This is a genomic window from Lacticaseibacillus sp. 22, from assembly GCF_055413445.1.
Map to the genome: position 1 here is coordinate 127,962 of NZ_JBVAYD010000001.1, position 12,244 is coordinate 140,205.

General features: G+C 47.1%; 10 protein-coding genes. 9 read left to right on the plus strand and 1 reads right to left on the minus strand.

Annotated features, from left to right (window positions below):
• Window positions 1–91: 91 nt before the first annotated feature.
• The 3 genes from ACWP87_RS00560 (at window position 92) to ACWP87_RS00570 (ending at window position 3,145) form a co-directional block, all read left to right on the plus strand.
• On the plus strand, window positions 92–646 hold the full coding sequence (locus ACWP87_RS00560; RefSeq protein ID WP_005686471.1) for a DUF1836 domain-containing protein: 555 nt from the start codon (window positions 92–94) through the stop codon (window positions 644–646).
• A complete protein-coding gene (locus ACWP87_RS00565; protein ID WP_014569624.1) occupies window positions 643–2,196 on the plus strand; it encodes a bifunctional metallophosphatase/5'-nucleotidase in 1,554 nt (517 codons plus the stop codon). Before ACWP87_RS00560 ends, ACWP87_RS00565 begins: the two co-directional genes overlap by 4 nt.
• Window positions 2,197–2,284: 88 nt before the next feature.
• On the plus strand, window positions 2,285–3,145 hold the full coding sequence (locus tag ACWP87_RS00570; RefSeq protein WP_014569625.1) for a hypothetical protein: 861 nt from the start codon (window positions 2,285–2,287) through the stop codon (window positions 3,143–3,145).
• 113 nt (window positions 3,146–3,258) lie between these two features.
• On the opposite strand, the gene ACWP87_RS00575 is transcribed toward ACWP87_RS00570, so the two are convergent.
• Window positions 3,259–3,453, minus strand: coding sequence for a YjzD family protein (locus ACWP87_RS00575; RefSeq protein ID WP_005686465.1), 195 nt, complete (start codon window positions 3,451–3,453; stop codon window positions 3,259–3,261).
• A gap of 95 nt (window positions 3,454–3,548) precedes the next feature.
• On the opposite strand from ACWP87_RS00575, the gene dnaE reads away from it, so the two are divergent.
• From dnaE to xerD, 6 genes are all read left to right on the plus strand, one after another.
• Window positions 3,549–6,845: a DNA polymerase III subunit alpha gene (gene dnaE, locus ACWP87_RS00580; protein ID WP_014569626.1), complete on the plus strand. Its 3,297-nt coding sequence runs from the start codon at window positions 3,549–3,551 to the stop codon at window positions 6,843–6,845.
• Between the two features lie 111 nt (window positions 6,846–6,956).
• Window positions 6,957–7,916 carry a 6-phosphofructokinase gene (gene pfkA, locus ACWP87_RS00585; RefSeq protein WP_005686462.1) on the plus strand — a complete coding sequence of 320 codons (960 nt, stop codon included), beginning with the start codon at window positions 6,957–6,959 and terminating at the stop codon, window positions 7,914–7,916.
• A gap of 59 nt (window positions 7,917–7,975) precedes the next feature.
• Window positions 7,976–9,742, plus strand: a complete 1,767-nt coding sequence (pyk, locus tag ACWP87_RS00590; protein ID WP_005686460.1) for a pyruvate kinase — start codon at window positions 7,976–7,978, stop codon at window positions 9,740–9,742.
• Between the two features lie 227 nt (window positions 9,743–9,969).
• Window positions 9,970–10,431, plus strand: a complete 462-nt coding sequence (locus ACWP87_RS00595) for a DUF441 domain-containing protein (RefSeq protein WP_005710606.1) — start codon at window positions 9,970–9,972, stop codon at window positions 10,429–10,431.
• Window positions 10,432–10,464: 33 nt separating this feature from the next.
• The gene (locus tag ACWP87_RS00600) at window positions 10,465–11,349 is read left to right on the plus strand and encodes a CvfB family protein (protein ID WP_014569627.1); all 885 of its coding nucleotides are present in this window, start codon (window positions 10,465–10,467) and stop codon (window positions 11,347–11,349) included.
• A 1-nt stretch (window position 11,350) separates the two neighbouring features.
• The gene (gene xerD / locus ACWP87_RS00605) at window positions 11,351–12,232 is read left to right on the plus strand and encodes a site-specific tyrosine recombinase XerD (RefSeq protein WP_005686455.1); all 882 of its coding nucleotides are present in this window, start codon (window positions 11,351–11,353) and stop codon (window positions 12,230–12,232) included.
• Window positions 12,233–12,244: the final 12 nt, after the last annotated feature.

Genomic DNA, 12,244 nt, shown 5'->3' on the forward strand with positions numbered 1-12,244 from the left:
CGTTCAACATTTCTTTCATGACGAAACTGAGGGTTATCTAGTTTTCAAAACCACATCTCATGATATAATACGACTAAAAGAGGTGCGATCAATGGCTGATAACAAACAATTTTCGGATTACTTAGCCCAGCTTCAAAAAGCCCAATTTCCGCGGTGGGCTGACTTACCGCAATTTGATCTTTACATGGATCAGGTTATTCAGTATGTCAATGATATTGTGACGCCACTTGGTTTTGGCGAAATTACATCGACTATGGTCAATAATTACGTCAAAAAAGGCGTCATCCAAGCACCCGTCAAGAAAAAGTATCGCCCCGAACAATTAGCCAACATACTGGTCATTGCCATGTTAAAACCGGTTTTTGCTTTGGATGCCATTGCCAAGGGGATTCAGTTTGCTAAAGAAGGCCGCCCGGTAGCTCAAGCTTACGATACATTCATTTTGACTTTTATCAGTGCCATTGAGCAGGCAAACTCCGACTTCAACGACACCGTTGCCATTAATCGAACCGTTCAGCCAAGCACCGCTGCCACGCAACATGCCGTGGTTTCGTTAGCCATCAATGCGGTTTTGCAAAAACTGATGGTTGAGAAGCTGCTGACGCTCACCCAAGTCCCTGCTAATGAGAAAGGAAAAAAGGCATGAAGCTGACCATTTTATCGACGAGTGATACCCATGGCTTTGTTTTGCCAACGAATTATGTTAAACGCGACCAGAATCTGCCGTTTTCATTGGCCAAGGCCAAAACGGTTTTGGATGCCCAAAAAGCGATGGCAGAAGGGCCTGTGCTGACCATCGAAAACGGTGACTGGTTGCAAGGCTCGCCATTAGCCTATTATGCCGCCAAGATGAGTCGGAAGCCTGAACAGTTGACGCAAATCTACAATGCGGTTGGGTATGATGCGGGAATTATCGGTAATCATGAATTTAACTATGGTTCCGATTATTTACGTCAAGCGTTGGCGACACTCAACTACCCAACGTTAAATGCCAATATCACGAAAGCCGGTCAACCAGCGTTTGGCGCGCCATATAAGATTTTTGAACGGTCAGGGATCAAAATAGCTGTTCTCGGCTTAACCACCGCGTATATTCCGCATTGGGAGGCACCCAAACATATTGCCGACCTCCAATTTGAGGATGTCATTGCCACTGCGAACGATTACGTGCCGCGGTTGCGCAAAGAAGCAGATGTGGTGATCGTTGCTTACCATGGCGGGTTTGAACGCAATTTAAAAACCGGCGAACCAACTGAACGCTTGACAGGAGAGAATGTTGGCTACGCATTGACGCAAATACCGGGAATCGATGCACTGATCACCGGTCATCAGCATCGACAGTTGGCGGCGATCGTCAATGGTGTGCCGGTGACGCAACCGGGTTATCGTGGTGAGGCAGTCGGAAAGATAACGCTGACGCTTGCGCAGACAACGACCGGTTATCAAGTGACGGATCAGCAAGCAGTTTTGGTTAAAGCCGGCACGGTTAATCCCAGCGCAGTTATTGAGCAAGTAGCAGAACCGTTAAATCAAGTCGTTGAAACGTGGCTCGATCAACCATTAGCACGAGTTGAAGGCGATATGCGGATTCACGATCCATTTGCGGCGCGGGTTAAAGAAGTACCTTATATTGAATTCATTCAGCGGGTGCAAATGGCAAGTACCGGTGCGGATATTTCCGGGACCGCCTTGTTCAACAATGAAGGGCGTGGCTTTGGCTCAATAATCACGATGCGCGATGTTGTCACTAATTATATTTATCCCAACACTTTGGCGGTGCTGCGGCTGACTGGTGCTGAACTGAAGGCCGCGTTAGAGCAGTGTGCTACTTATTTTTCCCTAAATGCTCAGGGTCAATTGATGGTCACGCCGCGATTTGAACGGCCTAAACCGCAGCACTACAATTACGATATGTACCAAGGCATTGATTATACTTTGGATATTTCCAAACCGGTTAAACAGCGCGTCACGAAACTAACTTATCATGGCAAGCCCGTGGTCAGCACGCAAACTTATGACGTGGTGATGAACCAATATCGAGCTGCAGGCGGGGGCAATTTTGCCATGTTCGGCCCGGAAAAGGTTATCCGCGAAAACCAAAAGGACATGACTGAACTGATTGCTGATTATTTGAAAGCTCATCCGGTTTTAAAAGCCGAGGCCGACCATAACTTTACCGTGGTACCGTCAATGTGACACTGAGTCATATTCTGCTTGTCAAGTGGCGGGTGAACGCTTATGCTGATGAGCGTCATCATTAGGTTAAGTGAAAGGAATGTTCCGCATGAAGTTTTGGAAATATGGCCTGATTGGTTTATTAGCACTGCTGCTAGTAGGCTGCGGCCAACAATTAAGTACGACAAAGGCAACTTACGGACGCAATGGTTTGGTTGCGACGATCAAAGGCAGTGCGAGCGGGGTTGATCGGGTTCATTATACTAGTCAAGCCGGTAATGGAAGCGTGCCGGTGAAGAGCGGAACGTTTGTGGTCAATGTACCGGTAACGGATACAACCCAACAGATCAAACTAACAGCGGGATCGCTTAAACGTGAAGTCAACGTTAAGGCAGGCACATCACTAGGGCAGTACACTGCTATTGCGACCAAATTTAATCAAATGTTGGCCGTTTCGAGTCTCTCCAAAGCAGATCAGGCAAAACTAAAGCAAGGACAGGCAGCAGCGGCTGAGCTTCAGAAAAGTGCGGCAACGATGACGCCTGCAGAAAAATTGACGGCGGCACAACAGGCACAGACGCTAAAAACATTGATGGCACAAGCAACTGCCAATACCCGGGGCAAGCAGTTACCAACCACCGCTAAAACCGGCATCCAGTCGATTTTAAAAACGGCTGGCGTCAATTATCGTGCCAGTATCGTCAACGGTAAGGCGATGGGCTTTGCCGTCGTTGTGCCTTTGTCCGTGCTTAAAGACAGTAAGAAGATGGAACAATTCGCGACTGGTTTTGGCTTGTTGAGTACAGCAGTCGGAGCTAATGCTAAGACTGTCTTCTCGCACTTCAAGAAACTGACAAAAGATGCCAAATCGAAGAACAACTCGACAACGATCAAGACAATTAAGAGTAACAATGTTAAGTTTGATGTGGGTTATTCAACCACCGACTTGTATCTTTATGTAACCAAGTAGCCAAGTTTAAGCGGTTGACGATACCATTAAAAAAGCACTCGAGAAATGTCTGCCATCTCTTGAGTGCTTTTTTGGCGCCGCTTCGCTTGATTCACATGTTCGGCGCACCTTACTTAATGTTCTGGTTTTTCCGCTGACTTAGCAAAATGTTGCATAATCGGTGGGAAGAAAAATAAAATGACAACAAAGATCACACTGACAATGGCACTTGTCTTTGGATCGTAACTGCTGCCGCTCAAGGCGCCAATCAGGAAGCCAACAACTTGGCCGAGGATCACGCCCCAGATGATGGTAGGTAAATACCGCATGAAATCCCTCTTTTCTGTCGTCATCTTACCACGACTATCGAGGAATTCAACTGAAATTAAATTATTTTCCAGTATAATGGAAATGAGGTGGCAAGATGACGTTTACCCAATTACAGGTTCACAGCAATTATACCTTATTACACAGCCCTTTGGCACTGCCTGATTTGATTCAGGCCGCAAAAAATCGGGGTTATTCAGCCGTGGCATTAACTGACACCAATGTTGTTTATGGCCTAGTAGAGTTTTATCGGCAGGCAAAAGCGGCGGGGTTAAAGCCGTTATTAGGGATGCAAATCGAAATTGCCGATGCCAAGTTGCTTGTGATTGCCGAAAATAATACCGGTTATCATCAATTGTTGAAACTCTCAACCCAAATTATGCTTGCCCAACAGCCGCTTGCATTTGCTGATTTGCTGCCGCTGAATGGGCTGGCAGCCGTAACATTGCCCGATTCACCTTTTGGCGTAGCAGTTTCTGAGCGTCACGAAGATCAGGCACAGACTTTTCTGACAACGTTAAAAGCTAAGCAACCAAGCTCCTTGTACATTGGTGTGGATGAGGAACATCTTGAAGGAACATTACCTGCGTTTGCGGACACCGTAAAGTTACCGTTACTTGCTTTGGGGAATGTTTTGTACCGCGACCCCACCGATGCCTTTACGCAAAAGGTGATGGTGGCAATTGAAGCAGGAAGTCAATTAAACTTTCGCGATCCGGTTTTAACGGATGCCGGGCCAGCGTGGTTAAAACCGCCAACCGATGCGGCCAAGCCGTTTGTGCAAGCCGGCTTGCAAGCGGCGGTGACACAGACTGAAGCAATTGCTGCGCGTGCCGATGTGACGATTGATTTTAAACAGCCCCAGTTACCGCACTATCAGACGCCTGATCAAACGTCTTCAAAAGATTATTTGACCAAGTTGGCTGAATCGGGTTTGGCCAAGCGCTTTCATGGGCAGTCGATTCCGCCGGCTTATCAAGATCGGTTGGAGTATGAGCTACGGGTCATTATTGAAATGGGCTTTGCGGACTATTTTTTGGTTGTCTGGGACGTGATGAATTATGCGCACAAGGTCAACATTATGACAGGCGCCGGCCGTGGTTCTGCAGCAGGTTCCTTAGTTAGTTATGCACTAGCCATTACTGAAGTCGACCCGATTGAATATAATCTGTTATTCGAACGATTTCTCAATCCTGCCCGAGCGCAAATGCCGGATATCGACTTGGATATTCCTGACAATCGGCGCGGTGAGTTGATTCAGTATGTTCACGACAAATATGGCAAGAATCATATGGCTCAGATCATTACATTCGGGACTTTTGGGGCCAAGCAGGCAATTCGCGATGTCGCCCGGGTTTTTGGCTTGAGTCAATTTGAAAGCAATACCTGGAGTAAAGCTATTCCTAACTTATTTCATATTGATTTGAAAACCGCGTACGAACAAAGTCAGCCATTGAAAAATCTGGTTGCCGATTCGCCAAAAAATCGGATGCTTTTTCAAACAGCTTTGGCTTTGGAAGGGTTGCCGCGGCATTATTCAACCCATGCGGCTGGGATTGTTTTGTCAGAAGAACCATTGACTGATACCGTCGCGCTCCAGCCTAGTGGCGATGGACTCGAACAGACTCAGGTTCCCAAAGACGATGTGGAAGCACTCGGATTGTTGAAGATGGACTTTTTAGGTTTAAAAAACCTCAACATCTTGGCAGCAGCAAGTCATTTCGTCACCCGCGATACAGGCAAGCCGTTTGACCCCAAGGCAATCCCGCTTGATGATCAACCCACGCTGGCGTTATTTGCGCGTGGCGACACAAATGGGGTCTTCCAATTCGAGTCATCCGGCATCAAAAACGTTTTACGCAAACTACGACCAACTGCTTTTGAAGATGTTGTAGCGGTTAATGCCTTGTATCGTCCCGGGCCGATGGAGAACATTGATACCTTCATTGCGCGCAAAAACGGTCAGGAGCCAATTGCCTATCCGGACCCAGCGCTGGCCAAAATCCTAAAGCCGACTTATGGCGTCTTGGTTTATCAGGAACAAGTCATGCAGGTTGCCAACGTCATGGGTGGTTTCAGTCTTGGCGAAGCGGATTTGCTTCGGCGGGCGATGAGTAAGAAGAAATCTTCCGTTCTAGCTGCGGAACAGGATAAATTTATTGAAGGTGCCCTTAAGCAAGGCTTCCCGGAAGCAACCGCGAAAACCGTTTACGCCTATATTGATCGATTTGCTAATTATGGATTCAATCGGTCACACGCGGTGGCCTATAGTAAAGTGGCGTTTTGGCTGGCTTATCTCAAAGTTCACTATCCTGCCGCCTTTTTCGCAGCATTGATGAACGCCAGCATGAACAACCTGCCAAAGCTACGGACGTATGTACAGGAAGCTAAAGCGCGCAAAGTGGGGTTACTTGGTCCGGATATCAATCAAAGCAATGGCGGCTTTAAATTGAGCCAAGGAAAGATCCGCTTTGGGTTACTATCAATTAAAGGCATGCGGCGGGATTTTGTCGAAGCCATTTTTGCCGCCCGCAAAAATGGACCGTTCAGGGACCTTCGTGATTTATTGCAACGGCTTGATCCTAAGTGGTTGAAAACCGACTACTACAAAGCACCAACGCTTGCTGGCGCTTTTGACCAATTCAGCAATAACCGTGCGCAAACGCTGGCTAATTTGGATGAGCTGATTAATTCCGTTAAGTTAGCCGGTAATGATGTCGGGTTATTTTCAATGTTAGCGCCAAAGACCATTGAGGTTCCCGAGATGCCGGCGAGCGAGCGCTTAGAGGCAGAAGCAGAAGTGCTCGGGGTTTATCTCTCCGGGCATCCGGTTGATAAGTATGCCCCGCTAAAGACCCAGTATCGCCTTATTAATGTTAGCGATCTTGAAGAAGGACGAGCCGTTGACATCTTGCTATTAGTCCGGCATATCAAGCGGATTCGAACCAAAACCGGTAAACCCATGGCATTTATCGATGGTCAGGATGCGACCGGTAACGTGTCATTAACAATCTTTCCCAATTTGTATCCAACGATCGAGAATCTTTCGGAAGACATGGTTGTATTAGTCAGTGGCCGGGTCGAGAAGCGCAATGATGATTTGCAATTGGTGGTCAATCGGATACAGGATGCCCAGCCATTGTTAGCCAATTTGCCGACCGCGGAATTGTTCATTCGCATGGATGCCAAGGATACGGCGATGCGAACCGATTTACTGAAAAAACTGCAAGCTGCTCACGGGACAACCCCCGTCATTACGGTTGATACTGCCACCCGCGAAAGCATTTTGCTGGATAAACGTTACTGGGTCAAGGCGCAGACGGAACTGATCGATGCGTTAAAGACACAGTTTGGCGCGAACAATGTTGTGTTAAGAAAACGGCAGGAAACCTAGAGAAAATTGTAAAATGTTCTCATTTTCAGGGACTTTGTTTCAGAAAAGTGGTAAACTCAATGAGTATTTGTGGTAGGACATATCGCAAAAGAATATGCATGAGGTGAAATAATGAAACGCATTGGTATTTTGACCAGTGGCGGTGATGCTCCAGGCATGAACGCCGCGGTTCGAGCCGTTGCTCGCAAGGCGATGCATGAAGGCCTTGAAGTATATGGCATCAATTATGGCTTTGCCGGTTTAGTGGCCGGTGACATTTTTAAAATGAGCGAGTCAACGGTTGGTGACAAGATCCAACGTGGCGGTACCATGCTGTACTCCGCCCGTTATCCGCAGTTTGCTCAAGAAGAAGGCCAATTGCGCGGGGTTGAACAGCTTAACAAGTTCGGTATTGAAGCACTGGTTGTTATTGGCGGCGATGGTTCATACCACGGTGCATTGGCACTAACCCGTCACGGTTTCAATACAATCGGCTTACCCGGCACGATTGATAATGATATTCCGTACACTGATTTCACGATCGGATTTGATACGGCGGTTAATACCGTGGTTGAAGCGGTGGATCGGTTGCGGGATACGGCTGCATCCCATGAACGGACCTTTGTCATTGAGGTTATGGGACGTGAAGCAGGCGACATCGCATTGTGGTCTGGCGTTGCCGGCGGGGCCGAAGATGTCATTATCCCCGAACACGACTTCGATGTTAAAAAGATTGCTTCGAAGTTACAAAGTTCCCGTGAACGTGGTCAAAAGCATGCGGTTATCTTGCTGGCTGAAGGCGTGATGCACGCCGATCAGTTTGCCAAGGAACTTGCTGCCTATGGTGATTTCCAGTTACGTGCTACCGTTTTAGGTCATATCGTTCGTGGTGGTGCGCCATCAGCACGTGACCGCGTATTGGCTTCCCAAATGGGTGCTTACGCCGTTGAACTCTTGCTGCAAGGCAAGGGTGCGTTGGCAGTCGGCATTGAAAATAACAAAATTACGGCGCATGATGTCCGGACTTTGTTTGATGCCAAGCACCACGCCGAACTTTCGCTCTACACCTTGGCGGAAGAGTTAACATTTTAATTTTTGTAAACAAACGACATTAACGTCTGTTTAAATAATTGCAAGGAGCGATTTCATTTATGAAAAAAACCAAGATCGTCAGCACACTTGGACCTGCAAGTAACACCACTGATATCATCGTTAAGTTGATTGAAGCGGGTGCCAACGTTTTCCGTTTCAACTTCTCACATGGTGATCACGAAGAGCATTTGGCACGGATGAACATGGTTCACGAAGCTGAAAAGATCACGGGCAAAACCGTTGGTATCATGCTTGATACAAAGGGTGCCGAAATTCGGACGACTGTTGAGGATACCCCTAATGGCAAGATTGAATTCCATACGGGCGATAAGGTTCGTATCTCCATGGATGCAAGCCTGAAGGGTACTAAGGAAAAGGTTGCCGTTACTTATCCTGGTCTTTATGATGATACCCATGTTGGTGGCCACGTTTTGTTCGATGATGGCTTGATCGACATGAAGATCACCGAAAAAGATGAGAAGAACCGCGAACTTGTCACCGTTGTTCAAAATGACGGTGTTCTTGGTGGCAAGAAAGGGGTCAACGCACCTGGTGTTGCGATCAACTTGCCAGGTATCACAGAGAAGGATTCCAACGATATTCGTTTTGGTCTGGACAATGGCATTAACTTTATTGCTGCATCCTTCGTTCGTAAGCCTCAAGATGTTTTGGACATTCGTGAACTCCTTGAAGAAAAGAACGCACTTAATGTCCAAATCTTCCCTAAGATCGAATCTCAAGAAGGTATCGACAATATCGATGACATCTTGAAAGTGTCTGACGGCTTGATGGTTGCTCGTGGCGACATGGGTGTTGAAATTCCGTTTGAACATGTTCCGATCGTTCAAAAGCGCTTGATCAAGAAGTGCAACGCTTTGGGCAAACCGGTTATTACCGCTACCCAGATGTTGGATTCCATGCAGGAAAACCCACGTCCTACTCGTGCCGAAGTTAATGACGTTGCTAACGCTGTTTTTGATGGCACCGATGCAACCATGCTTTCCGGTGAATCTGCTAATGGTGAATATCCAGTTGAATCTGTTGCTGCAATGGCACGGATTGATGAATACACCGAAGCAGCTATGCAGGATCAGGATGCTTTTGCATTGAAGGAATACAGTAACAAGAACATTACCGAAGCAGTAGGTCAGAGTGTTGCACACACGGCTCGTAACCTTGGTGTTAAGACCATTGTTGCTGCTACTGAATCTGGCTACACCGCACGGATGATCTCCAAGTATCGTCCTAAGGCTGATATTCTTGCGATTACCTTCAGTGAAAAGACTCAGCGTGGTTTGATGGTCAACTGGGGTGTTTATCCTATTGTTGCCGACAAGCCTGCCAACACTGATGCAATGTTTGACTTGGCTACCAAGAAGGCTCAAGATCTTGGCTTTGCTAAGGAAGGCGACTTGATTCTGATTACAGCCGGTGTTCCAGTTGGCGAATCAGGTACGACTAATGTCATGAAGGTTCAACTGATCGGTTCCAAGCTGGTTCAAGGCTCTGGTGTCGGTGATGAATCTACAATCGGTAAAGCTGTCATTGCAAGCAACGCTCAGGAAGCCGCTGCCAAGATGCAAAAAGGCGACATTCTGGTTGTTAAGACAACTGACAAAGATTACCTGCCAGCAATCGAAAAGGCCGCTGCCTTGGTTGTTGAAACAGGCGGCTTGACCAGTCACGCTGCTGTTGTCGGCATCGCGATGGGTATTCCGGTTGTCGTTGGTGCTGAAAATGCTACCAGCGTTATCTCTGATGGTCAGATTATCACCGTTGATTCACGTCGCGGGATTGTCTACAAGGGTGCTACTAACGCACTTTAATCATCATCAGTTTAACAACGATTTTTCTGAAACTCCTGAGGAAACTCGGGAGTTTTTTATTATATCGGCTAGATAACCCGCTAACCTGAGTGCCAGTGGGTAAAATCGCTTAACAGGCTCGTCAGTGTGATTGGGATAGCATATAATAAGACCCAGCGTGCTTGATCGGATAAAAATATAATTTCAGCCGATGAAGGAAATCGGCAAATGATTGGAGGAAGATAGCCATGGAAAGTTGGCTGTTTTTACTAGCGATTCTTGCTATTGCACTCATTGGTAAAAATAAAAGCCTCGTCATCGGTGTGGCCGTTGTCATGGTGTTAAAATTAATTCCGCAAACGCAACATTTACTCAAGTTATTGCAAAGTCAGGGGATCAATTGGGGCGTGACGGTTATATCGGCCGCAATCATGGTACCCATCGCAACCGGTGAAATTGGCTTTAAGGAACTACTGCATGTCATTAAAAGTCCTGCAGGGTGGATTGCAATTGGCTGTGGGGTATTAGTGGCGGTATTGTCTGCCAAAGGTGTCGGCTTGTTGGCGGTAAGTCCGGAGATGACGGTTGCTTTGGTTTTTGGTACGATTCTGGGAGTTGTTTTCTTAAAAGGGATTGCCGCCGGTCCGGTGATTGCAAGTGGTATGACCTATGTAATTTTAACCGTTTTTAATCTCTTACCGGGTCGTTAAGACGGTGTTGTTAACATGTGAAGGAGCAAAAAAATGAAATTTAATGGTCAAGTCGTCACCGCACAAGTGACGGATCACAATGGAAAAGAAGTGTTTGCCCAATATGAGGGTGTAACTTTAGCAATCGACCGGCTTGAATTGCCGACATTACCAGAAATCGGTAGTCAACTTAAGGGCCTTGCGTATGAAAATAAACATGGCCAGGCGCGATTGACGACCAAGTTGCCTAAGGTGGGGCGCGATCACTACGCTTTTGCTCCGGTTGTTGAAGTTCGCCGAGATTTAGGCGTCTTTGTCGATATCGGGTTACCGGATAAGGATATCGTGGTCAGTGAAGATCAGCTGCCGGAATTAAGTCGTTTATGGCCTCAGCGCGGCGATCGTCTCATGATCGCGCTGACAATTGATAAGAAGGATCGGTTGTGGGGGAACCTAGCTGATGAAACGATTATTCGTGCCGTTGCCAATCGTGCGAAACCGGATCAAATGAATGCTGATGTCACGGCAACTGCCTATCGTTTGAAAATGGCAGGAACCCGGGTATTGACAGATGACTTTTATCTTGGTTTTATTCATCCAAGTGAGCGCGATGTTGAACCACGGCTAGGACAGGTCCTGCATGCCCGCGTCATTGGCGTGAGTGACCAAGGCGAATTGAACCTGTCATTAAAGCCGCGTGCTTATCAAGCGATTGGTGACGATGCTGCTATGATTTTAGCCGTTTTGCAACATGATCCGGCAGGCAAGATTGCCTATACCGATAAAAGTGATCCAGCTGTCATCAAGCAGGTTTTTGGCATCAGCAAAGGCGCATTTAAGCGAGCATTAGGTCATTTACTGAAGGCCGGCTTGATCAAAGAAGAAGCCGGTTACACGGTTTTATTAGATTCGAATAGTCAACCATCTCAGGAGGCATAGTATGCATGGGTTGATTGCTGATTTTATTCATTATCTGGATGTTGAGCGCGGGCTGGCCCGAACAACGCAGGTCAGCTATCAGCAGGATTTAACCACCTTTATGGCGTGGTTAAGCGACCAAAAGCAAACAACTTTTCCCGAAGATTTTGGGGTTATTCAGGCGTTCTTAAAGCATCAAAATGATACCAAAGCGCCTGCATCAGTCAGTCGAATGATTTCGGCGTTACGCAAGTTTTACCGGTTCTTGTTACGCGAAGGTGCCATTAAATCTGACCCGATGACCAAAATTGATACTCCGAAAAAAGCACAACATTTACCGGCCACGTTATCAGGGACAGAAATTGATGCTTTGATGGCAAAGCCGGATACCACTAAGCCGTTGGGATTGCGTGATCGCGCTATTTTTGAGCTGATGTATGCGACTGGCTTGCGGGTATCGGAAGTTGTGGGATTGCGATTGGATCAGTTACATTTAGCAATGAACTTGCTTCAGGTTACCGGAAAGGGCGATAAGGAGCGACTGGTTCCAATCAGTCCCCAAGCAGCCGATTGGGTTAACCGTTATTTGCAGGAATCCCGTCCGCGTTTGATCAAACACCAGCAACCCAAGGCAGTGTTCGTCAACTTTCATGGTCATGCGCTCACCCGTCAAGCAATTTGGAAGAATCTGAAAGCCTATATTGCAAGTGTTGGCATTGAAAAGGACGTAACACCGCATACGTTACGGCACAGTTTTGCCACGCGCCTGTTGGAAAATGGCGCCGATTTACGGGTGGTTCAGGAGTTACTGGGGCATAGTGATATTAGTACCACCCAAATCTATACACATCTGAGTAATCAGCATCTAGTGGCGGTTTATCATAAAACCCATCCTCGTGGCTAACCGTAACCGACA